The 22830-nt window shown below is 36.4% G+C and carries 22 protein-coding genes; 8 read left to right on the forward strand and 14 right to left on the reverse strand.

From position 1 onward, the window contains the following. Window positions 1–8: 8 nt before the first annotated feature. Both HX124_RS00180 and HX124_RS00185 read right to left on the reverse strand, forming a co-directional pair. On the reverse strand, window positions 9–1262 hold the full coding sequence (locus HX124_RS00180) for an exonuclease SbcCD subunit D (RefSeq protein WP_286381566.1): 1254 nt from the start codon (window positions 1260–1262) through the stop codon (window positions 9–11). 110 nt (window positions 1263–1372) lie between these two features. Beyond that, a complete protein-coding gene (locus HX124_RS00185) occupies window positions 1373–1630 on the reverse strand; it encodes a hypothetical protein (RefSeq protein WP_286418646.1) in 258 nt (85 codons plus the stop codon). A gap of 135 nt (window positions 1631–1765) precedes the next feature. On the opposite strand from HX124_RS00185, the gene HX124_RS00190 reads away from it, so the two are divergent. Genes HX124_RS00190 through HX124_RS00200 form a run of 3 tightly spaced genes read left to right on the forward strand, consistent with a single transcriptional unit; the run spans window position 1766 to window position 2905 of the window. Further along, window positions 1766–2110, forward strand: a complete 345-nt coding sequence (locus HX124_RS00190; RefSeq protein ID WP_286381567.1) for a hypothetical protein — start codon at window positions 1766–1768, stop codon at window positions 2108–2110. Continuing rightward, window positions 2037–2399 (forward strand): hypothetical protein, encoded by a 363-nt coding sequence (locus HX124_RS00195; RefSeq protein WP_286381568.1) that lies wholly within the window; start codon window positions 2037–2039, stop codon window positions 2397–2399. Before HX124_RS00190 ends, HX124_RS00195 begins: the two co-directional genes overlap by 74 nt. Before the next feature lie 2 nt (window positions 2400–2401). Further along, window positions 2402–2905: a hypothetical protein gene (locus HX124_RS00200; RefSeq protein ID WP_286381569.1), complete on the forward strand. Its 504-nt coding sequence runs from the start codon at window positions 2402–2404 to the stop codon at window positions 2903–2905. On the opposite strand, the gene HX124_RS00205 is transcribed toward HX124_RS00200, so the two are convergent. The 10 genes from HX124_RS00205 to HX124_RS00250 all read right to left on the reverse strand — a co-directional run bounded on the left by HX124_RS00205 (window position 2826) and on the right by HX124_RS00250 (window position 14004). Next, window positions 2826–3446, reverse strand: a complete 621-nt coding sequence (locus HX124_RS00205) for a hypothetical protein (protein WP_286381570.1) — start codon at window positions 3444–3446, stop codon at window positions 2826–2828. The genes HX124_RS00200 and HX124_RS00205 overlap by 80 nt on opposite strands. 10 nt (window positions 3447–3456) lie before the next feature. Beyond that, entirely contained in the window at window positions 3457–4026 is a 570-nt protein-coding gene (locus tag HX124_RS00210; RefSeq protein WP_286381571.1) for a hypothetical protein, read from the reverse strand. 139 nt (window positions 4027–4165) lie between these two features. Then, entirely contained in the window at window positions 4166–4921 is a 756-nt protein-coding gene (gene ntrR, locus HX124_RS00215; protein WP_107008232.1) for an ADPR responsive transcriptional repressor NtrR, read from the reverse strand. A 214-nt stretch (window positions 4922–5135) separates the two neighbouring features. Further along, window positions 5136–6632 carry a nicotinate phosphoribosyltransferase gene (locus HX124_RS00220; protein WP_286381572.1) on the reverse strand — a complete coding sequence of 499 codons (1497 nt, stop codon included), beginning with the start codon at window positions 6630–6632 and terminating at the stop codon, window positions 5136–5138. 2 nt (window positions 6633–6634) lie between these two features. Then, window positions 6635–7540, reverse strand: a complete 906-nt coding sequence (locus tag HX124_RS00225) for a phosphoribosyltransferase family protein (RefSeq protein WP_286381573.1) — start codon at window positions 7538–7540, stop codon at window positions 6635–6637. Window positions 7541–8075: 535 nt separating this feature from the next. Continuing rightward, on the reverse strand, window positions 8076–8873 hold the full coding sequence (locus HX124_RS00230) for a tetratricopeptide repeat protein (protein ID WP_286381574.1): 798 nt from the start codon (window positions 8871–8873) through the stop codon (window positions 8076–8078). Between the two features lie 303 nt (window positions 8874–9176). Then, window positions 9177–12146: a DUF2135 domain-containing protein gene (locus tag HX124_RS00235; protein ID WP_286381575.1), complete on the reverse strand. Its 2970-nt coding sequence runs from the start codon at window positions 12144–12146 to the stop codon at window positions 9177–9179. Between the two features lie 458 nt (window positions 12147–12604). Then, on the reverse strand, window positions 12605–13303 hold the full coding sequence (locus tag HX124_RS00240) for a DsbC family protein (protein WP_286381576.1): 699 nt from the start codon (window positions 13301–13303) through the stop codon (window positions 12605–12607). Between the two features lie 99 nt (window positions 13304–13402). Continuing rightward, on the reverse strand, window positions 13403–13732 hold the full coding sequence (locus tag HX124_RS00245) for a low molecular weight protein tyrosine phosphatase family protein (protein ID WP_286376372.1): 330 nt from the start codon (window positions 13730–13732) through the stop codon (window positions 13403–13405). Next, a complete protein-coding gene (locus tag HX124_RS00250) occupies window positions 13729–14004 on the reverse strand; it encodes a hypothetical protein (protein WP_286381577.1) in 276 nt (91 codons plus the stop codon). Before HX124_RS00250 ends, HX124_RS00245 begins: the two co-directional genes overlap by 4 nt. Before the next feature lie 189 nt (window positions 14005–14193). Between HX124_RS00250 and HX124_RS00255 the strand changes: the two genes are divergently transcribed. The 3 genes from HX124_RS00255 to HX124_RS00265 all read left to right on the forward strand — a co-directional run bounded on the left by HX124_RS00255 (window position 14194) and on the right by HX124_RS00265 (window position 16580). Then, window positions 14194–14439, forward strand: a complete 246-nt coding sequence (locus tag HX124_RS00255; RefSeq protein ID WP_174493227.1) for a hypothetical protein — start codon at window positions 14194–14196, stop codon at window positions 14437–14439. 259 nt (window positions 14440–14698) lie between these two features. Beyond that, on the forward strand, window positions 14699–15874 hold the full coding sequence (locus tag HX124_RS00260) for a PQQ-dependent sugar dehydrogenase (protein ID WP_286381578.1): 1176 nt from the start codon (window positions 14699–14701) through the stop codon (window positions 15872–15874). Between the two features lie 40 nt (window positions 15875–15914). Then, window positions 15915–16580, forward strand: a complete 666-nt coding sequence (locus HX124_RS00265; protein WP_286381579.1) for a hypothetical protein — start codon at window positions 15915–15917, stop codon at window positions 16578–16580. A 1-nt stretch (window position 16581) separates the two neighbouring features. Here HX124_RS00265 and HX124_RS00270 read toward each other — a convergent pair whose 3' ends face one another. Together HX124_RS00270 and ygfZ are read right to left on the reverse strand one after the other, a co-directional pair. Continuing rightward, complete coding sequence (locus HX124_RS00270) at window positions 16582–17091, reverse strand: hypothetical protein (protein ID WP_286381580.1); 510 nt, start codon at window positions 17089–17091, stop codon at window positions 16582–16584. A 421-nt stretch (window positions 17092–17512) separates the two neighbouring features. Then, on the reverse strand, window positions 17513–18235 hold the full coding sequence (gene ygfZ, locus HX124_RS00275) for a CAF17-like 4Fe-4S cluster assembly/insertion protein YgfZ (protein ID WP_286381581.1): 723 nt from the start codon (window positions 18233–18235) through the stop codon (window positions 17513–17515). Window positions 18236–18471: 236 nt separating this feature from the next. On the opposite strand from ygfZ, the gene acnD reads away from it, so the two are divergent. Together acnD and HX124_RS00285 are read left to right on the forward strand one after the other, a co-directional pair. Continuing rightward, complete coding sequence (gene acnD, locus HX124_RS00280; RefSeq protein ID WP_286381582.1) at window positions 18472–21090, forward strand: Fe/S-dependent 2-methylisocitrate dehydratase AcnD; 2619 nt, start codon at window positions 18472–18474, stop codon at window positions 21088–21090. A gap of 77 nt (window positions 21091–21167) precedes the next feature. Beyond that, entirely contained in the window at window positions 21168–22739 is a 1572-nt protein-coding gene (locus tag HX124_RS00285; protein WP_286381583.1) for a hypothetical protein, read from the forward strand. Window positions 22740–22830: the final 91 nt, after the last annotated feature.

Raw genomic sequence — 22830 nt, forward strand, 5'->3', positions numbered from 1 at the left:
ACAAATCCTTATGCTTCATGCTCATTTTCAAGTGATTTTTCAGCTTCTTGTACGAGGCTTAAAAAGTCTTTTAGCACGGCATCATCAGTAGCATAACCTTGCTTTTGCCAAATCTGTTCAAAGAGTTTTTTTGGCGTTGGTGGTTCTAAACTGATTTGTGATTGTTCACTGTTTGATTTTTTAGAAGCTAAATATTGTCGTGAAATTCGCACCAAACGATAACGATCTTTTGGCAAAGCATCTTCAAATTGTTGTCTTAAATTTGGTTGTGGTGGCACAGCGGTATGATACTCAATATCGACATATTCACGATGGTCAATATTGTCAATTTCACCACTTGGCAAGGCTTTGAGTTTGGCAAAAACGTCATTAAGCTCGCCTTTGATTTTATGCAGTTGCACACTGCGAGGAATAAAAATAGGCTCAAATTTAAAACGTGATTCATCAGTTTTTTTCGGATCAATAGTGACTTCAACCAATTGATGTTTATAATTTATTTCACTAAATGAAAGTGGAATCGGAGAACCACTATAACGGATATTTTCCTGACCGACTTTTTGTGGTTTATGTAAATGTCCAAGCGCGACATAGTCGATCACATCATCAAAAAGTGCGGTAGAAAGTGCTTCTTCATTGCCAATAATAATTGGGCGTTCTGAGTCTGAGGTTTCACCACCTTGCATGTGCGCATGTGACATTAAAATCAAGGCTTGATCAGGTGTGTTACGTTTAATCGCTTCGGCAATAATTTGTTGGTGCAAATAGGCAATCGCATTTTGGCTATTGGTGGTTTGTTCATTGAAGCCTGTAATTTCAGCAGGGCGTAAAAAGGGCAGTGCTAAGCACCAGGCAACAATCGTTTTATGTTCATCATAAATTGGAATAAGAAGTCGGTCTAAATCAATTAAACCTTCACTATTTTTATGAATCACTCCGACTGTTTGAGCATTGTATTTTTCAAGTAAAGGTTCAACTTGTTCAATGCGATAACCAGAATCATGATTCCCCGCAATCATCAAAGTTTGCATGTATGGGGCAAGGTCATGTGCATCTGCAAGGAATTGATAAAGTTGTTTTTGTGCAGCAGATGCAGGGTTGATGACATCGAAAATATCACCTGCAATGAGTAGGGCGTGCGGTTTTTTTTCTTTGATTTGCTCAAGTAACCATGCCAAAAATTGCTCATGTTCATACTGACGGGAATGGTTATAAAAAAATTGTCCCAAATGCCAGTCGGAAGTATGAAAAAAGCGTACAGTCATGTGAACTCAAGTGTTTGAAATGCTATATATAATTTAGCATGTTTTCATGGTCTGACGGTGCAATTTAACTTTAAGAAGAGTATTTTTATCATTTAAACTGAGCAGTCATTCTATGGGCAGATTGCATCAGTTAAGCCATTTTCATATTCAGTATACTGACAGCCTTTCTGATCTGTATAAGTTCGTTTAATTTTGTTCATTTGATTTTGGTCGGGGATTTCTTGGCAAACCTCTGTATCATTTCCAGTACAAGGTTTGACTTCAATTATTTTGGAATCTGTAGATAATGTGGATATAGATTGAGTTTGACATCCATTTAAACTGATTAAAATGAATAATGTACAGCAAGAAATGATAAATGATTTCATATTTTAGCCCTTCTTTTAACGTGATTTATTTTATATTTTACGGAGTGGGGTGTTATGTAATATGTTTCTTTTAAGATAAATCAATTTTTAAATTTTAATGTATCAATACTGAAAATAAATAGTTGAGTGATGAAAATGAATAAAGAAAAACTCAATGAATTGCGTTCCAAAATCAGCATTCCGCTTGTGCAAGCAATGAAATTATTGAAACAATATGATGAAAATATTGAGCAATGTATTCAGGCTTTTCATGATGAAAATATTAAAAAGATTTGTGAGGAAGTCGATTGTAAATTAAGTCAAGCTCAATCCTATTATCAACATTTTGGTTTTGACCTGCAAAAAATAAAATATCATCATCAGCAATATTCATTCAAACCATGTATTGTTTTAAAATATGATGAAAATGCGCATATATCCACGTGTTGGTTTTACTATTACAGCAGAAGATATAGATTTGAAAGAAAATACATCTACTGATTATCAAAAGTATTTTATTTATTTAGATGATTGCCATGAGATCATGCCTATTTTTAAAAGTATTCAGCCAATATCTAACCTAAGATATAATATAAAAGAACAAGATTTCGATGCATGTTGTCGAAATGATTTTGAACATTCCACAGTACTTATATTAATAGAAAAGCTCAAAGAAAAAGCAGATAACGTAGATTCTAAAAAATTATATAATTTCATAAACTTAGTAATAGCATGTCTTGAACAACAAATGAAATTTGGACATTATGTCGTCATAGCAGGAAATTTATAAAAATGAAACTCAATCATAAAATAGACATTGATTTAAAAGACTTTATTTTAAATGGGAAATTCGATTTTGTAGAGCTTGGGCAAACACAAGAATGGTTATTGCATAATTTTGCAGACCCTGATGATCAAGGAGATATGGGAAATCAAATCGAGATTTGGCGTTTTGGTACAATTGAATTTTATTTTTTAGAAAAGCAACTTTTTCAAATTTATTGCGATGGTTTTCATGGCTTTAAACTCAGCCAAAGTTTAAAGATTCAGCCTTGGATTTTAAAAAAATATAAAAGAATGACCTTAAGTAAGTTCTTGAAAATTTTAAATAGGGGATGCGTAAACTATTTAGTTAAGCATGATCTAAAGTTAAAAAATGTCGCAATTAAAATCAGTAAAAGTCAGATGGTTTTATATTTTTCACCTGAATATGATGCTAAAGATGCTCAGCCTGATCAGTATTTAATTGGTGCATTTTGTTTGAATCATGACCATTATTTTGAACGAGATTTTTAAGCTTAAATAAAATTCTATAGCCTACATAATCTTTAAAATCAGGATATTGTAAGCGATAGTACTCATTCCAATAACTGACGATTCGGCTTTCAATCGTCCGAAAATAACGAGGATTTTCTGAAATAAACTGAATCAGTAATTTTTGATTGCCTTGATTTAAATGAGGCTCAATGATCTCTAAAATTTCTACAACATATTCTCCCATCAACTGAAATAAATATGGGAAAACAAAATAGTCCAATGGATGTTCCAATAACGCCTGCAACATAGACTGTCGAATGAATCCATCATGATGTCGGGTGTAAATGCAACGCAGCATTTGTTGTTGAGTCAGAGGGAAATTACTGAATTGCTTATTTGCAGGCACATTTAAATAAGTACGGACAGGAATTTGAATGGCTTCCTGTTGCAATAAAATTTGAAAACTGTGATTGGAATAAAACGCATGCCTTTTATTTTGCAAATAAGACACGATTTTTTCAGTGTCTGATATTAAGGAGCTTGGAAATGCCTGTGTAAAATTGTCAATTTCAGACTTCATTTAAATCATCTCAAGGCTGAACTTGCTTCAATTCATGATAGAGCTGATCAAGAAATTGTTGTTGCTCTACATTATCTTTAAAATATCTTTGATAAAGCACACTACAACTCTCTACATCTGCAATATTATTTTTATTAAATGACCAATCCTGTGTATTTCGGATGGTAATCCCAATTCCATCGCCACAACTTTGCCAACGTTTGGAAAAATTACTCTGATTTTTGACACCCATTTTTTGAAAGTCGGGATATACGGTGTATCCCCGCATTTCAGTATTAAAAAATTGATGGATTTGAGTGATCGGAACGCCACCCCAAGTGATATTTGCATTTTCAGGAAACTCAATATCTGTCAGGTTGGATTCAGGCATGATTTTATTTTGTTGCAGTGTTTTAAATTTTTGATTGCCATAAGTCAATTTTGTGCCAACGGGGATTTGGATATTTTTAATGATCATTGGCGTGGTGGTAATGTAATAGGGATCCTGTGGAATTGAATTTTCTCCGCCAATCCTGAGGTTAATACAGGCAGGCAATATCAAACAGATCGGAATGAAGTACAGCAATTTATAGTTTTTCATGGCGCATGATGTCCTTTTATGCTGAGTTGTTGCATAGATCGCTCGAATGGTCTTGTATCCTGATTTTACAAATACGTGATCAAATCAAACGATCTAGAGTTTTAGTACAGCACAGCATTGGGCATTTTGCATCTTTTATTTAATTTTCACTCTGATCGACAGGCTGACGTGGATATTCCAAAATGCGTGGAAAGTGAAAATCAAAACTGTCCAAAGCATATTTGTATAACTGCGCAGGGCGTTTACCTGCAATTTTGGATTGATCCGTTTCCTCAACTGCACCTGCTTCAATCATTCTGCGTCTAAACGATTTTTTCTCTAAACTTTGTCCTAAAATGATTTCATAAATCTGCTGTAACTCAGTCAGGGTAAAGAGTTCAGGCATTAAACTTGCAGGCAGCGCAGTATAACGAGCTTTACTGCTGAGACGCTCCACCGCCATATCCAAAAGTTGTAAATGATCAAAGGCTAAATCCAATTTTTTGGCATCAGCAATAGAAAACCACTCACTGTATTCAGTCTGTTCAGTGGCAATGCGTTGAAACGCTTTGAAGTCAATCAGGGCAAAATATAAAGAAGTGACTGCCCAACCTCGGGGGTCACGTGTGGCATTGCCTACAGTCCCGACCTGTTCCAAATGTGGTGACTTGAGTCCTGTTTTTTCTACCAATTTACGATGAGCAGAAGCCATCAAGTCAGTATCTTTCGATAAATCGACAAAACCACCCGGTAACGCCCATTGATCTTTTTGAGGAAAGTTAGAACGTTTGATCAACAATACTTGCAGTTGCCCTGCATCAACAGAAAAAATCGCCATATCCACCGTGAACAAAGGTGCATCAAAGTCTTTTTTATTGTAGTTGGATAAAAATTCCTGTTCAGATGTAAACGTCACGGTATGGCTCGCTTTATTTTAAACGTGGATGAGTATTCGGATTATTACAGGGTAGGGAGTATTCGCCAAGTGTTTTCAAATTTGTTCGATTACAATCGATGATTTATGGTGATGGAATTTTGATCAATAGCTATTAATTGCAGTATTGCAATGGTTGATCCTTGAAACCTAAAGCTAGATTTCAAGGATCATTTTCCGATGATGATTTCACAATTTACAATTCATTCGCCAATCGCTCCCGAATCTCATCCAAACGACACTCACGAATCAACTGACCATTTTCAAACACGGTTTTTAACTCGCCTTGTTGCTCTTGCTCGGCAGATTGCTGATCGAATAACGTAAAACCATTTGCCGATTTTTCAACACGCAGTAAACCTTTTGCTGATTTTTTAATCCCTGAGTCAGTGATCGGGTCTTTAAACAACTCACGAGCAACGCCATTGACTTGTCCCCAAGTCGCTTTGACCGCAAAACCAAAAGTGTCACGAGTCATGTAATTATAAGTATAACTACCAATCCCAAACACCAAATTGTTGGATGCAAAACCTTTGGCTTCTAGTTGCTTAAGAATGTTGGCTGCTCGCTCCAAAGTGATCGAGTCACCATAAATCAAACCCACACGCTCATTTAAAACTTTATAGCCTTTTTCAGTTTCAGTACCACCAAAGATTTCCCATAAGCATTCCACAGCGCCTTTGTAGGCAGGACTGCCAACTTCAGCATCAGCGTCACCACAAATAATTTTCACAGGATCACCCGAATCAGGGCGGAACACTAATTTCGCCAAACCCATCGCATTGGGTTGACGAGCAAGAATTTCAGCTTTGAGTTCAACCGTAAATTCTGTGATGACTCGCCAAAAATCCCAAGTATCCGACACAATGCTAACCACGCCTGAAGGATACAGTTCAGTGATTAATCGGCGGAAAGTATCAATTTCATCATCCTCACTGCCCATACACATCACGCTGTGTTCGGTTGCAGGAACAGAAACCCCGACAACACCATCAGCATTGTAATATTCCTCTGCATAATCAATCGCAGATACGGCATCCGTACCAATAAAGCTCGTCAGGTGACCCACGCCATTTTGGGTGGCATCATAAATACCACTCATACCACGACTACTAAAATCATGTCCTTGAACAGGTACAAAATCGAGTGGCGCACCTGTTTTATTGGCATAGTTAGTCAGTAAGCGTTTATATTCAAAAGCAATGCTTGCTGTAGTACAGCTTTTCCAAAGTTCAGCACTTAACACCGTTTCCAAATAATTGGTCAGCCAAAAAAATTCAGGCAAAGTATTGATAATGGTCAACACAGGTACACGCATATTGACACGACTGCCTTCATCTAAGGCTTTGATGCGAATAGGCAAATAACCTAAATCGTGTAAAGCTTCAATGTGGTCAACAGGAATCGCACCATCACCCAAAGCATTGTCCATACGGCGTTTATAGGCGTTAACCACTTTGTTTTTATCTTGCTGAAAAAAGCCTTCATTCCATGTTTCAATCAAAAAGTGTTTGATAAAACCCTGTAAACCAAAGAAGACAATTTTGTCATCAAAATCAGGCAACATTTTTGCCAATTTCGCCGAGCGTGGCGTAAAGTTGGCATAAACATATTCAGTGCCCACAGGGTATTGGCGTCTGTGATCTGCTTTATAAAAGTCGATGGCATTCAGTGGATTTATTTTTAAGCTCATTATTATTCTCCAAAATTTAAGGATTTATTTGTACTAAAGTTGATAACGGTCAGATTGTCATGCTCAGTCTGAGCAAAACTGTCTGTGGTAAAAATCTGATCGACCAATCCTGTAAAAACCTCAAAACCTTTGCTGAAAATGCCGTGGGTGACATAAAGCACCACATATTCACAATTCAGTTTTTTCAGTTCTTCGGCAATGCCTTTAAAGGTTGCGCCACCATCACAGATGTCGTCAGTAATGACCGCAACTTTGCCACGCAAATCGGTTGCATTGACATGTGAATTCATGATTTTTCCCGTTTCAGGATTACGCTTTTTGTCGCAATAAATCACCTCAATCGGTTGTTGTCTTAAGGCATTGATCGCTTTGGCAATGTTTTTACTGCGTTGTCTTGCACCTGCATCAGGGCAAATCAATACTGCATTTTCAGCTTTTAAAATCTCTGTTAATTCGATGCTTTGTAAAATAATGTCGCTCGGTTGCACATTTTTAATCTCTAAAAAATGCGTATTTTCATGTAATAATTTTTCAGTCACACAGCTATGCGCATCCCATACGGTGATGGACTGACGTTGCTGAGGAAACTGTTCAGCATTGATATTCAAAAGTTTGCTCATGACGTCTAGGGAAAATGCCTGACCTGTTGCACAGACCCGATCCTGACGGGCATAAGGAAAATAAGGAATTTCCAATGCAATACTTAAACTTTGATTCAGCAAGACATTTTCCAGCAATAGATAATCCATCACATCCTGACTGTTGTTGATTTTTGCCTGTACCTGAACAAGCCCTGTCAGTTGGGTTAAATCCGCTGCGGCAATTTGAATATGGCGTTCACCACCTGAAAATTGCAGGTTTTGTACTTCAATAATATTGTTATTTGCATCTTTGAGTTGGATAGACATGGTGTATATCTCTTTATAGTGGCTAATTGCCAATACGTATATAGTGTCATAAAGACAATATATAAATCAAGGTGGGTTTACAAAAAATAACGATGTGTTCTAAGAGAAAGTAGGGGGTAACTATCAGTTTGATGAAAGGAGGTGTTCTAAATTGTATGTTGATTATGATGATACTGAAATATATGGAAAAATATTTAAGTACAGCCTTATTTATATGACAAAGTTTGTACTCCTTTGCGTAGGCTGTGCCTTACTTTTTAAGGATGAGGAATATATTCCGCAAGGTAACAAAAATCCTTTGTTGGACATGAGAAGCTAAGCTTCGCAAGATATCCGCCCTTGTCCAACGGCGACATCCATGTCGCCCTGCGATAGCACCACCACGTTAATTTTTAATTTTGCATAAGATCTACTACAAATTGATGTGAAACTGCTCAGCATACTTTTTGAAACACCGTCGATGAAAAAGCTAATTTTTATAAAAATAAAAAAAGTGGCAGCATATGCCACCACTTCGACGAGATTAAAAAATCGCTTATTTTTTTGCAGCAGGTTTTTTAGCTTGTTCTGCCATCATTTTATTAATAGATTCGATTGCTTCTTTGGCATTTGGGATATTTTGTTTCGCCAAAGCTTCATAAATTCTTTTTGCTTCAGGTAGATTTTGTTCAATAATTTCGCCTTTAACTATCATATTTGCAAGTGCCAATAATGCAGGGAGATAGCCTTTTTGTGCTAAACCTTGAATTGATTTTACCCCTTGTTGTACCAGTTCAATGCGTTTTGATTTAAAACCTTGTGTCATGTCATATAAAGCTTTGGCATGAATGGCTTGTAAATTACCACTTTTAATCAGCGGATCAAGTTTTTGTAATGCTAATTTATCAGATGCAGCTTTATCTTCTGAAAATAGCAATACAGCATATTCTACAGTCGCATCAGCAAAACCTTGTTGCGATGATTTTTCTAAATATTGGCGCGCTTTGGCTAAGTCCTGTTTAACCCCTAACTCACCTGTTTGATACGCTTTAGCAAGTGCATAACTTGCAACAGAATAGCCTTTATCTGAAGATTGTTGATAATACGAAATGGCTTTTTTATCGTCTTTGGTTGTGCCTTTTCCTGCTTGTGTTAGAAATGCTAAATTATATAAAGCTTGAGCATCGCCTGCTTTTGAAAGACTTTCGAGTTCTTTATAAGCAGCATCAAAGTCTTTTTTCTCAATCAGTTGTTCAACTTTTGCAAATTTAGGGTCGATAGGCGCTTGCTGTGGAGCTGCAAAAACAGTTGCACATGAGAAGCTGAGTAATGCAGAGAGTAGGATTTTTTTCATTAACACAAAACCTTTTTTAATCTATTTCTTCCTGAAAGAAATTTTTTAGTTTTCAACGTGCTTTCATCATAAGTGGTATAAAAATATAAAGTAAATAGTTCTAGGTCGTGTTTTCTTTAAATTTTGTGTTGTAATGTGAGTATATATATCATTTTGATGACAAAATGAGCAAAAGTGTTATGCCTGTTTGTTGTTTTTAACATGTTGTTTACACGTGGTTTTTATTTAACACTAAAAAATAATATTAAAAAACCATCCAAAATTAAGTCACTTTGGATGGATGAAAAGCTTCATAATTTCTTCTTAATTGACCTTAAATTTACCAATCAATACCGCTTCATCATTGTCGGTTTCTAAACGGTCTTTGGTCATTTTGACTCGTAAAATATGCTCACTTTGTTGTGGTGTACCCCAATGGTGAATTAAGCGCACAAATGCAGTTGTTGGTCCTGTGACAATTTGTTGATGATCTCCATAATAATGCGCCTTGATGGTATATTCACCTTTCATTGGTTGTTTTAGCCAAAACACTTCAGGACCGTAACCGCCTGTAAAATCATCGGAAATTTTACCACCTTGCGCACTAAGTGGATTTGAATAAAACGTTTTTTCATTATTTGGATCAATTACCCAAAGATCCATATCTGAGTTATCACTGTCCCATGTTAAAACAACCCGAATGCCTACGGGTAAATTTCGAATCAGTTGAGGATCAATATCTTTAATCGCAGGGCTTTGCGGTGCTTTGAGAATGAGATTATTCAGCTCATCTGTAGCAATAAGATGAATCCCACCAAAACGTCCATCCCAAGGGTGGCTAACTACATGATAGAGTGTGCGAATCGCATCATCATATTGTTTATTTTCAGCATAAGCTAAAGCCAAATCACGCCAAGACTGCGGTTCTTCTTCTGCCATTTTTAGGACTTTTTGGTAAATGGCAATCGCATCATTATATTGTTTGAACAACATCAATTGTTGTCCTAATAAACGCAATACATGACGATTTTCTAAATTTAATTCTGCCAAATTAGAAACGACTTGAATCGCTTCTTGGTTGAGTCCTTTTTGCTGTAATAGATCTGCTACAGTTAAATAAAATGAAGGATTATTTAAGTGATGTGCACGTTCATCTAGATAAATTTGATAAGCGTTTTGTTTGGATGCTTTTTCTAAACGAGCCACATAAGGTGCATCGTCTTTCCACGGTTGAATTTCAATTGTAATATTATTTTGTGTGACTCTTTTCTCTTCCACTTTTTGGCTTTGTTGGACTTGGTGCTGTTCTAAAGCATCTGCCGCCGCAATTGCTCTTGATTCTGTTGTTACAGTTGCAGGTTCGGGCGCGGGTGGTGCAGGCTGTGGAGGTGAGTCAACGAACGGTTCAACAGGAGCGACTTCAACCACAGGCGCATTATTCTGACTTTCAGCTCGCCTAAAGAGTGGTTTTTTTAACTTTGTCTTAGGAAAATCAGTTTCCCACCATTCTTGATGTTCTTGGTAGGCTTGAATGCTTTCTGTCAGGGCATGTTGTTGCTTTTGTTGTAAACTCTCTTTTTTTTGCTGAATGGCTTGATCAAACTCAGCTTTTAGACTCGTTGGTGGTTGAATATCATATTGAATATAATCGCTTATATTTTCGAGTACAATCAATGAGGTATTCGGTGTCACAATATTAAATTGTTGACCTAAAGCTTGAATTTTTTGTTCATTTAATGTGGGTTGAGTTAAAAGTTCAGCAATTTTTTCTTTTGCCCAAAGTGCTGCAATTTGTTGACTTGATGACGCATTTTTAAATGCTAAGCGAGTTTCTTGAACTTGACGACCATTTTGTAATTTGAGTTGCAGTTGAGCTTGCTCTCCAATAAGAGGAGTGTAGCGACCAAATACACGAACAATGCCATTTTCAGGGAAGTAAGATGGAATGTGTAGATCACTTACACCATTTCCTTGTACTTCAAGTAAACGACTACGGTCATGGATCAAATTGTATTGTGCTTGTTTAAACTCTTCAGGTGTACTCCAATGAAGATATTGCCCATGATTTTTTTCAGCAAGTTGGCGAAGTGTTTGATGGTTGAGAAGATTAGCATTGGCTTGAATGCTATATAAGCGTTGCTGAGCTTTGAGTTGAGGGGCTGTTTGAGTGCCATAATTTTCTAAAGCATCACTGAACAACAAATATTCTTGAATTGTATTGTTATTTTTCCAATCTGAAAGATTGGTTGCACCATCATATACGATGTTTTGTAAATATTTTTTAAGTTCACGCCAGTCGCCATTTTGAACTTTAAAACGAATAGGCGTTGAAGCTCGCTGACGTAATAAAGTTAACTCAATATCTGCATTTTGTACGTGTTGAAAGTAGCTTTCTAATAAAGCAAGTTCACTTTGTAAATCACGTTGTTGAGCCGATAAAGAAGCATCCCACAAGATACCAATATGCTGTGGAAGTTGACGTTTTTGAGTAAATTCAACCACTGGAATTTCTGCATAAAAATAATCAGAATTATTTAAATGTTGTGTGAAAATTTGTGCATTTTTAGGGGCAGGTATACTGACATCAATATATTTGAATTGATTGAATTTTGGATTTTTTAATTCAGCAAGATAGATGTTGTCTGTTTTGGGTTTAAAATTCAGCTGCTGACTTTGAGGTGCTGCTTCAAGTCCTTTGCCTAAAATCGTCAACTCATAATGACTGACTGTATTGGCAAATTGTAAAGGGAGGCGATACAGTTTTCCTTGCGCATTTTGGCTCAGTGTTTCTTGGTAACGAATACGTACTGTGCGTGTGCCTTGTGCAGGAATTGGATAGACACGAAGTTTAAAATTATTTCCTTGCGTTTGTTCAAGTAGAGCAGGGTCTATATTACGGCGTTCAATTGCCTCAAACACTTGCTGACCTTTGGCTTTAGGAACAGGAACTGCATCACGCATTTCACCATTGATGTCCAAAGCCAGAGCCGTAATTTGCTGTCCTTCTTGTAAAGGAAACTCTAAAGTTCCTTCAAGTTGGCGTTGGTTTGGATTATATAGCTGCATTTCTAAAGTGGTTTCAGCTAAACCATTGATGATCTCAACTTGGGTTTTTACACTTTTAAGTTGAATCGCAACATCATCTTTCGCTGTTTCAATACGAATAGGAGCAGTAATAATTTCTACAGGTGTATTTATTGTTGGTGACTGTGTAAGGATGTCTTGACTATATGTCGACATGGAAATAGGCATAAGGCTGAGGATACAGCAGCAAAGTAATTTTTTTTTCATCATGGTAAATTCTTAAAAATATGGTGTTTATAAAATATGTTTACAACAAAGTTGAAAGAAATGATTTAAGTGAAGCTTAAGAATAGTGTGTTTTGCTTTTAAAATACAACAGGACAAATCATTCTTCTTAAATATAAGGATTCTGATCTTATTGAGTTTTTGGAGGTGTTCTAAATAGTATGCTGCTTATGATGATACTGAAATGAATGAACAATATTCAAACACAGCCCCATTTATATTACAAAGTTTGTACTTCTTTTCGTAGGCGATGCCTTACTTTTTAAGGATAAAAAGTAACAAAAATCCTTTGTTGGACAAAAGGGGATATCCTATCGCCCTTGTCCAACGGCGACATCCATGTCGCCCTGCGATAGCACCATTACGTTAAGCTTTAATTTTGGATAAGATTCTACTAAAAATTGCTGTGAAACTGCTCAGCATACTTTTTGAAAAATCGCCGTTTATTTTAAAATTTTTTCTAATTCTTCTGCGCTACGTACACCTGAAATCCGTGTTCCATCTTTTAGGAAAAATGTCGGTGTGCCTTCAACTTCAAGCGTTTTGCCTAAAGCTGCAATTTTTGTGACAGGAGAGGTACAGTTTTTACTTGCTACAGGTTGCTTTTTATCAATCGTATAGTCTAACCAAGCTTGATAAGGCTGTTTTGAGCACCAAATTTTATTTGAAATTTCAACTGCATTAGGGTGCAATGTTGCAATTGGATATAAGAAAAGATAGATCGTTACATTGTCAATTTTTTTCAGCTCTTGTTCTAATTTATGACAATATGGGCAGTCAGGGTCACTAAACAAATAAATGACACGCTCGCCTTTACCTTTGACTTGTTTAATGGCTTGATCTAGCGGCAGTTTGCTGACATCAATTTTACTTAAAACTTGCATACTTTCTTCAGTTAGGTTTTTTTGTTCTTTTAAATCAATGAGATTACCAACAAAAAAGTATTTAGCTTCGTCTGTTGTATAAACAATGCGCCCACCCATATAAACTTCATAAACATCCTTAACAGGCGAGTTTTTCACAGATTTAATAGGAATATCTGGAAAATTTTGCTTAAGATTTTTCTCTACAGTTTGAATATCAGCATGACTCATTGTCATGGTAAATAAGCTAAGACTAAGCGCAGTAAACCACGTTTTCATGATCAATCTCGAAAAAATATTGGCTTGATATTGGCGTAATTATTTAAAAAAATATAGCCTATTCCTGTAATTATTTTAGTGTTCCAATATGATTAAAATTTATGCAAAATCATCTAAATAAGGTGGAATGACATCCTGTAGAAGTTCGATCAGTGCTTCATCCATATAGTGATAATCATCAGGAATCTCAAGCACGATGACTTTCTTATGTTGTAACTGTTTGGGAAACTTTTCTTTGATATTTTGCTTATGCTTTTGTTCCATGACAAAAATCAGTTCTGCCCATTCAATGTCTTTACTCGAAATTGTATGTTTGGCATGACGGCTCGTACCCGCAGAACGAGTGTGAATGCCATAGCCCACAGAAAAGACTCGCTCAGCTGTGGGACTACGCCATTGGTTGCGACTACAAATAAAAAGAATATTCAATTGATAGAATTCCAGTATTCATGTTGAGCATTGAGTCTTCTTTGTTGATTGGAAATTCGTGGATATTCAAAGCCTAATTGCATCGCTCTTTTTTGCTTAATTGGGCGCTGATAAAGAAGTTTGAAATTCTTTTCAGGTTTCCAAAATGTTGAACTATGTCTGCAATCACGCCCACGATATAGAAATTTGTTTTTACGTCGCCATGCTCGGTTACGTTTTAGGTTGTGTGACGGTGCTTTGGTTTGTTCTAAAACTAAATAGTGAGAGTCCATTATTTTAAAACTCATGAGTTGATCGGGGTTCAGCAGCCGCGATAACACATGATGTGGCGATTTTATCGGCATCCTTTGCTTTAGACAAGATTGAAATACATGAATGACCGCTTTTGTTGCATTTTCAAATAGGTTTTTGCTGTAGATTTTGGTTAAATTCCCCTATTCAATTGAACTGTAGAGTAGAGCATGTTTATTAAAACCATTAAGCGCAATTATTTAAAAGTGCTTGAAGATGAAAGTATTGCAGATGCAGACAAAATTGATGCTTTATTGATGAAGTTGGGCAGTGAATATCTGATCAGCAAAGAAGATCGGGTTTATATTTTTCAAAAAGGCGATTTGACGGCAAAATTTGACGCAAAACATGCCCGTGCCTATCATTTTAAAGACTATGTTTGTAAGGATATGAATAAGCTGTTTCATGGTTTTTAAGACATGAATATTTACTTTAACTGAGTCAAATCATTGAGTTGAGCGGTAAAGTAAGCTTTGCGGCTCACTGATTTTAGGTCGGGATATGACATACTGATGCAGATACATGCTATGAAATTGTAAATCTGAGGATTAAATTAGTTTAAAACTATATAAAACAATAATATATGGCATTTTTTCTTTTAAAAAAGAATCTTGTGATCTGTTGTTTATTCAGTTTATATTATAAAAATTCATATTGAATCAGATGAATGCAATAATGATAAAAACACGGTCAATATTACTTATCAGCTTAATGTGTTCAACAAGCATTTTCGCTGAACAACCCAAATTGGTTCCACATCCAATTCACCTGAAAAATGGTCAGCAATTTTCCTTAAATTTACCTGCAAATTATGAGATTATTCCTGCTGCGGAAGGCTTAAAACGAGTACGTTTTTTTGCCAAAGCACCCGATGGCAGAATGTTTGTCACTGATATGCATGATTTGACTGATAATAACAAAGGCGTGATTTATATCTTGGATGAATGGAATGCTGAAACAGGCAAGTTTGGCAAAATCACGCCTTATCTGATTGGTTTAAAAAATCCAAATTCAGTTCAGTTTTATACAGATGCAAATAGGCAAGATTGGATCTATATTGCAGAAACCCATCAACTGACCCGTCGAAAATTTACGCAAGGTGAAACAAAACCTTCGGCTAAGGCTGAAGTTCTGGCGACTTTTCCTGATTATGGCTTAAGTTATAAATATGGTGGTTGGCACCTGACACGAACGATTGCAGTGGGTGGCAATGGTAAAATTTATGTTTCAGTCGGTTCAAGTTGCAATGCCTGTGTAGAGAAAGAAAAAGTTCGAGCGACTGTTTTAGAAATGAATCCTGATGGTTCTGAGCAGAAGATTTATGCTTCTGGTTTGCGTAATGCTGTGGGTTTGAAATGGATTGGAAAAGTTTTATTTGCGACCAATCAAGGGGTAGACCATTTAGGTAAAAATAAACCTGATGAAACTTTTTATGCGTTAAAACGTGATGCCGATTATGGTTGGCCGTCTTGTTATTCATCGGGTGGAAAAGTTTTTGCAGACCCTAAGTTTAAGCGTGCCTCAGGCTGTAAAAATGTGCCATCGCCTTATGCTTATTTCCCGCCACATTCATCTGCTTTAGGTTTTGATTATTTTGATGATCCGAACACGGACGACACGATTAAAAATGCTTTTTTAGTCGCTTTACACGGTTCAACCGATGCAAAGATTGGTCATGGTTATAAAATTGCGATGATGCGTAAAGGGCAAAAGCTTGAAACCTTTATGGATGGTTTTTTAGTGGGTAAAAAAGTAAATGGTCGACCTGCGGATATTTACCGTATAGATGCAAATTCATTTTATTTTTCAGATGATCGGGGTGGAGTGGTTTATTATGTGAGGCGAAAGTAGTTTTCTAGGTATTTGAAAAATATAGTCTATTGATAAAAATATGAGTGAAAATAATAAAATGGAAAAGGAGATTTCGGAACTTTACCGCTTATTTAAAAAGTATAAATTAGCTCCAGATTTTGCATCTCGATGTTCTCCATATGGTGAGGAACGTCGGGAAGTTGCTGAGTACTTAGAAGATACATCTTTACATTATATAGATAAGGAAATGATTGATTATTATTGTTTTAAAGCAATCTATACGATGGGTGATGAACAAGATCTGAAATATTTTCTACCTCGCTTAATTGAGTTAATGGTGATGGAGGATTCACTCTGTAACTACTTGTTTAAGAAAATAAAAATGAGTGGTTTTGAGCAATGGGATACTGTTGAACAAAAGCTCATTTATAAAATTTGTGAACAATATTTTATTTTAAGACTGAATGGTCAAAGTGATGGAACACTTTCAAGCGTATTGGATGATTACGTTGAATTGTTTGATTTAGAACCTTTTTATCAAATTTGGTTCAACGCTGAAAAGGAAAGCGCTATAGATCATTTTATTATAGAGGCTGAACATCAATGTATTGCAAAAGTATTTTATTGGAAATATGTAGATAAATTAGAAACGATTTATCTTGAAACAACTGATTTAAAGTTAAAAAAGAAGTTGGATAAATTTTTAGATCAGCATCAAAGCTATTTAAAAGATTTGTATTTGTGATTTATTCAATAAAATCAGGTTTAAAATCTTGTTCATCAATTAAGTTAAAGCACATAGGAAGTTCTTCGATGACTTCAGTCGATTTGCTAAAAGTCAGTGTGTTTAATTTTTTCTTACTGAAATATGAATAGAATTGGTTTATCAAAGAATCATTTAGGACTTGGTGGATAGGATTTCGGAACGTAGAACAAAGAGAAGGGACTGTAAAGCTACCAAATTGTAATATCTCAGGAAAAATATAATTATCAGTAACATATCTTTCTTCACCAAATTCATCGGCACGTATGTAAAGTTCAATATCGTCAGTATCTTGCTTTAGATAAGTGTCTTTTGTATTTAATAGATTTGCATAAATTCTAAAATTAATATTTCCACGTTTAACCCCGATAAAAGTTGTTTGATTTCGAATTCTATGCTCTTTATCGTCTCTACTATCATCAGAAATATAGATTTCAGTGATATAATTTTGTTCAATATTTTGTTTAATTTCTTGATCGACATCTTGATACAACTTAATATTATCAAGTGAATAGTTGTGTCCAGTTAAACTAAAAAATTTCTAATACATGATTTGTATCCTTCACAAATGAGGACTCCCATACATTATTTTCAGAATCCTTAATATAAATTGTGTATTCTAATAAAAAGTGAGGAGTTTCTACTTGATGATGTTCCCCATTTGCAAAGTCATAGTAAGGCTTATAACTTAGTTCTTTAATGTTATAAGCAAAAATAAAATTAAACGTGGAATCAATGTTAACTAGGATTTTTTGATCGTCTGTCTTAAAAATATAAGATGTAATATCGTCTAAATATAAGCTACTAAATCTAAAACTCATCTTATTTTTCTCATTCATTTTTATAAAAAAGCCTCTAAAACTCGACATAAGTTTTAGAGGCTACTTTATCACAACATTTTAAAATTTATAGAATTATTGCGGTCTCGCCACATCACCACTTAAACTTTCAGGCAAGTCTAAAACAGTCACTTCAAGCTCTTCCAAAGCCTCAGGACGAGCTACCACAAGCGCAATAAAACCATTTTCAAAAGCTGTGCTATTGACCACTTGAACGCCTTTATTCAGTTGCTCAGCTTGTGCAGGAACAACACCCGAACCCTGAATCACATGCAACCATGCTTTTGGTTTTGCCTTAAACCAAAGACGGGCAATTACTTCCTGACCCAAGTAACAACCTTTGTCATAATTGACACCACCACGTTGATGTAAACGTAATTCCTGAGGTTGAAAAACACCTTCAATGGCTTGATTAATATAAGCTTGACCAGTTTGAATTGCAGCAATTTCCCACGCAGTAACGTCCGTTTCAACGTCAAAAAAGTCAGTTGTTGTACCATTTACTGTTGGAAAAACGTGTCCAACTTGTTCAAGTTTCATCTTGGAAAATGCGCCATATTTTTTAATATGCTTGGTAAATTCTTCAGCCTGATCCTGAGTCGTCACAATTTCAAAATGTTCAGGATTGATTTTTTTTAGCCATAAACCAAAGTGAATACGACCTTTCAAATCACAAATGGCAGTGTACTGTGACACATTTTCAGCCAAAGCTTCAGCATTGACCGTGACCTGACCTTGCAGGAACTTGAGGGCATCGACACCAATCAAGGTGAAAGAGGAGAAGGCTAAGTTGCTCATGAATGACTCGCTCATCTTAAATCTAATACTAAAGAATTATCTTTATTTTCCGCTATTTTTATAAAAAATGCACATTTAAGAAAAATAATTCAAGCAAGTTGTTACTAAATGTTTCTAAAACCCCTGTTTTTATATCTAAGTTTATGAAATATAAAAGATTTGGGAAATGGGTTTTCAGCAGTGTACTATGCCAATCATTAGAACGCAGTAAATAATGATGCAAGAGGCACACCGTAATGAATAACAACTACCGTAAACCCCTGCAAGGTACCCAGCTCGAATACTTCGATGTGCGTCAAGCCGTAGAAGACATCCAGCCAGGCGCATATGCAAAACTTCCATACACTTCAAAAGTTTTGGCTGAACAGCTTGTTCGTCGTTGTGACCCAACCATTCTCGAACAGTCTTTAAAAGAACTGATCAACCGTAAACAAGACCACGATTTCCCTTGGTACCCTGCACGTGTCGTGTGTCATGACATTTTGGGACAAACTGCATTGGTTGACCTTGCAGGTCTGCGTGATGCGATTGCAGAACAGGGCGGTGATCCATCTAAAGTGAATCCAGTTGTTCCAACTCAGCTCATTGTTGACCATTCATTGGCTGTGGAATTTGGTGGTTTCGACCCTGATGCATTTGAGAAAAACCGTGCGATTGAAGACCGTCGTAACGAAGACCGTTTCCACTTTATTGAATGGACAAAAACAGCATTTGAAAATGTCGATGTAATCCCAGCGGGTAACGGCATCATGCACCAAATCAACTTGGAGAAAATGTCTCCAGTGATTCAAAACCGTGATGGTTTAGCATTCCCTGATACCTGTGTCGGTACAGATTCACATACCCCACATACCGATGCACTTGGCGTGATCTCGATTGGTGTTGGTGGTTTAGAAGCTGAAAACGTGATGTTGGGTCGTGCATCTTGGATGCGTCTTCCAGACATCATTGGTGTTGAATTTGTTGGTCAGCGTCAAGCAGGCATTACCGCAACAGATATCGTTTTGGCACTCACTGAATTCTTACGTAAAGAACGTGTGGTTGGTGCCTATTTAGAATTCTTCGGTGAAGGTGCAGACAGCATGTCAGTGGGTGATCGTGCGACGATTTCCAACATGACCCCTGAATATGGCGCAACTGCGGCTATGTTCTATATTGACCAAAACACCATTGATTATTTAACGCTGACAGGTCGTGAAGCAGATCAAGTTCAACTTGTAGAAACCTACGCAAAAGAAATCGGTCTTTGGGCTTCTGACATGAAGCAAGCGGAATACCCACGTGTACTTCGTTTCGATCTTTCAACTGTAACCCGTAATATTGCAGGTCCATCAAACCCACATGCACGTGTTTCAACGGCTGATTTAAAAGCCAAAGGTATTGCAGGGAATTTAGACGCTGCTCGTGCGCAAGAAGCGGAAGGTTTAATGCCAGATGGTGCAATCATCATCGCAGCCATTACCTCTTGTACAAATACATCAAACCCACGAAATACTGTAGCAGCAGGCTTGTTGGCTCGTAAGGCAAATGAACTTGGCTTAGTGCGTAAACCTTGGGTGAAATCATCATTTGCACCGGGTTCTAAAGCAGCAGCGTTATACCTTGAAGAAGCAGGTGTGTTGGGCGATTTAGAAAAACTTGGTTTTGGTATCGTGGCGTATGCATGTACGACCTGTAACGGTATGTCTGGTGCGTTGGACCCTGTGATTCAACAAGAAATCATTGACCGTGACTTGTATGCAACTGCGGTACTTTCAGGTAACCGTAACTTCGATGGTCGTATCCATCCTTATGCAAAACAAGCGTTCTTGGCTTCTCCACCTTTAGTTGTGGCGTATGCGATTGCAGGGACGATTCGTTTTGACATCGAAACAGATTCTTTAGGCAATGACAAAGACGGTAATCCAGTTTATCTGAAAGATATTTGGCCGTCAGATGCTGAAATTGATGCATTGGTAAAAGTTGCTGTTAAACCTGAACAATTCAAGAAAATTTACATTCCAATGTTTGATTTGGGTGTAAATGAAAAAGCAGCGAGTCCGTTATATGACTGGCGTCCGCAAAGTACTTATATTCGTCGTCCACCGTATTGGGAAGGTGCACTTGCTGCGCCACGTACTTTGGCAAATATGCGTCCACTTGCGATCTTGGGCGATAACATCACCACCGATCATTTATCTCCATCGAATGCAATCGTACTCGACAGTGCTTCAGGTGAATACTTGAAGAAAATGGGCGTGCCTGAGGAAGACTTTAACTCGTATGCAACGCACCGTGGCGATCACTTGACCACGCAGCGTGCAACCTTTGCCAACCCGAAACTGTTCAATGAAATGGTGGTTCGCTCTGACGGTACCATCAAGCAGGGTTCTAAGGCACGTGTTGAGCCTGAAGGCGAAGTGATGCGTATGTGGGAAGCGATTGAAACTTATATGAATCGTAAGCAACCGCTCATCATCATTGCAGGTAAAGATTATGGTCAGGGTTCAAGCCGTGACTGGGCTGCAAAAGGTGTGCGTCTTGCAGGTGTGGAAGTGATTGTGGCGGAAGGTTTTGAGCGTATTCACCGTACTAACCTTGTGGGTATGGGCGTGTTACCGCTTGAGTTTAAGTCGGGTACAGATCGTAAGACGTTAAAACTTGATGGTACTGAGTTGTATAGCGTGATTGGTAATATTGCGCCTCGTTCTGACCTAACTTTGGTGATTGAGCGTTCTACCGATGATGGTAAGAATGAAGTGGTTCAGATTCCTGTAACCTGTCGTTTGGATACCGAAGAGGAAGTGCATGTGTATGAAGCGGGTGGTGTGTTACAACGCTTTGCACAGGATTTCTTGGAAGGGAATGTGGCTTAAAACTTTAAGCTGAAATAATTGATTTTGTTGTAAAAAGACCCTACATTTATGTGGGGTTTTTTATTTGGGGAAATTTTATGTCAGTTTTGGAAAAATTAGAAAAATATAAAGAATTTATTAAAACAAATCATGGATATGATAATTGGATAACTGTTTATAAAACATTACCGATTAGTAGTAATGATAATGATGCAGGAATGTATTGTGCCTTAGTTTCTAAAGATGAAACGAATAATGCGATGCAAAATAATGGTTGGGATGTATCAATTGGTAAGGGTGGTTCTGGTTTTAGCTATACCTACGAAAATGGTGAAAAAATAGTTCGTTATCATTTGAATATTGATGAACCCTTTTTGAGATTGATATTAATTGTTAATTTTAATGGTATTGTTGATGATTCTGTAGAGGTTCTAGAAGAGTTTAGGTTGCTGTTTAATCTATATCATGATAGAAAAAATAATAGATTTTTAGATTTTGATGACTCTGGAGAGTTGATAGAAGTCATAAAATTTGAAACAGATGAGGTAAAAATAAGAAGAAGATATTTAAAATCGTTTATAGCTGTCAAACAAATGGATCTTTTATTGTATTTTGAATCCACTTGGCATACTTCAGAATCTATTTCGTTGGAAGATTATTTTACCGAAGAAAGCTTAACGTATACCATCTATTCTGGGGATAGCTATGTAGAAGGTTATTCAAGATTCATAAGAATTTGTGGGAAAAAATTAATAACATGTGAAAATATAGATAGTTGTAATATTTGGCCATTCGAGAAAGAAAAAAAGTATCAATCTTATATCATCGGTGGTGATGAGGATAAATTAATTGAATTTACTTCCAATCCAGAGGAGCTAGCAAATTATTTCGGTAAGAATCCTCAATCTCCTCATTATTTAACCCCTGTCTTTTTTAAAAACGAAGTTATGAATAAGTACTATGGGAATTCAGACTATACAATCGAAGATGGGCGTTTAATTAGGAATGGATTGTGGCGCTTAAGGTTTGACAATAATTCAAATGGGCATATCTCTGTTTTTTTAGGTGATTTAGGACGTGATTTACCTGAAAAAGAACAATTGTATTGGAAAAGTTTTAATTTAATTCCAGATGGTAGAAAAATCAGCAAGGCAAACTATGAGAGGAGTTTTTTAGGAAATTTTTGTGATTCAGAAAAAGCTGAACATATTTTTAAAGCAGAGTTTAATAATTTTCAAGAATATTGGTTCAAGAAAAATAGTTGGTATTTTTTCTTACCATTAGCTGAGAAAGATCAACATTTTTTTAATTCCATTAGAACATTACTTTCAAACGAACAAGCTGAATTTGATTCTCAGATTTTAGCTTTAGCAAAAACTACAATAGATTCTGTAAATGTAAAAGAACTTAGCAGATTTTTAAATAGTGAAGAAAGTAAGTCAATTAATTTAATTTTAATGTTGGTTGAACATTCAGAAAAATATAGAGAGTTTACAGACCTGCTTAGAGGGCTTCAATCTATCAGATCAACTGGTGTTGCTCATCGTAAAGGTTCAGAATACGCTAAGCAAATTAATAAATATGAAATTAATGAAGAGAATTATAGAGATAGTTTTGATAAATTTTTAATAGGATTGGTTGAGTTATTTAGAAAGTTGCAGGCTATTTAAAAAAGTTTATATAAAGCGAGCACCCATGCCCAAAAAATCCCCCGAACAAAAAGCCGAAGAAGAAAAACGCTATATTGCTGCAAGCGGTGCA

Source organism: Acinetobacter sp. 226-1 (assembly GCF_030329325.1).
Classification (GTDB): Bacteria; Pseudomonadota; Gammaproteobacteria; order Pseudomonadales; family Moraxellaceae; genus Acinetobacter; species Acinetobacter sichuanensis.

Coding starts and splice junctions, on each gene's coding strand:
- HX124_RS00180 (WP_286381566.1), bottom strand. CDS start 1,262: ATGACTGTACGCTTTTTTCATACTTCCGACTGGCATTTGGGACAATTT.
- HX124_RS00185 (WP_286418646.1), bottom strand. CDS start 1,630: ATGAAATCATTTATCATTTCTTGCTGTACATTATTCATTTTAATCAGT.
- HX124_RS00190 (WP_286381567.1), top strand. CDS start 1,766: ATGAATAAAGAAAAACTCAATGAATTGCGTTCCAAAATCAGCATTCCG.
- HX124_RS00195 (WP_286381568.1), top strand. CDS start 2,037: ATGCGCATATATCCACGTGTTGGTTTTACTATTACAGCAGAAGATATA.
- HX124_RS00200 (WP_286381569.1), top strand. CDS start 2,402: ATGAAACTCAATCATAAAATAGACATTGATTTAAAAGACTTTATTTTA.
- HX124_RS00205 (WP_286381570.1), bottom strand. CDS start 3,446: ATGAAGTCTGAAATTGACAATTTTACACAGGCATTTCCAAGCTCCTTA.
- HX124_RS00210 (WP_286381571.1), bottom strand. CDS start 4,026: ATGAAAAACTATAAATTGCTGTACTTCATTCCGATCTGTTTGATATTG.
- HX124_RS00220 (WP_286381572.1), bottom strand. CDS start 6,632: ATGAGCTTAAAAATAAATCCACTGAATGCCATCGACTTTTATAAAGCA.
- HX124_RS00225 (WP_286381573.1), bottom strand. CDS start 7,540: ATGTCTATCCAACTCAAAGATGCAAATAACAATATTATTGAAGTACAA.
- HX124_RS00230 (WP_286381574.1), bottom strand. CDS start 8,873: ATGAAAAAAATCCTACTCTCTGCATTACTCAGCTTCTCATGTGCAACT.
- HX124_RS00235 (WP_286381575.1), bottom strand. CDS start 12,146: ATGATGAAAAAAAAATTACTTTGCTGCTGTATCCTCAGCCTTATGCCT.
- HX124_RS00240 (WP_286381576.1), bottom strand. CDS start 13,303: ATGAAAACGTGGTTTACTGCGCTTAGTCTTAGCTTATTTACCATGACA.
- HX124_RS00250 (WP_286381577.1), bottom strand. CDS start 14,004: ATGGACTCTCACTATTTAGTTTTAGAACAAACCAAAGCACCGTCACAC.
- HX124_RS00255 (WP_174493227.1), top strand. CDS start 14,194: ATGTTTATTAAAACCATTAAGCGCAATTATTTAAAAGTGCTTGAAGAT.
- HX124_RS00260 (WP_286381578.1), top strand. CDS start 14,699: ATGATAAAAACACGGTCAATATTACTTATCAGCTTAATGTGTTCAACA.
- HX124_RS00265 (WP_286381579.1), top strand. CDS start 15,915: ATGAGTGAAAATAATAAAATGGAAAAGGAGATTTCGGAACTTTACCGC.
- ygfZ (WP_286381581.1), bottom strand. CDS start 18,235: ATGAGCAACTTAGCCTTCTCCTCTTTCACCTTGATTGGTGTCGATGCC.
- acnD (WP_286381582.1), top strand. CDS start 18,472: ATGAATAACAACTACCGTAAACCCCTGCAAGGTACCCAGCTCGAATAC.
- HX124_RS00285 (WP_286381583.1), top strand. CDS start 21,168: ATGTCAGTTTTGGAAAAATTAGAAAAATATAAAGAATTTATTAAAACA.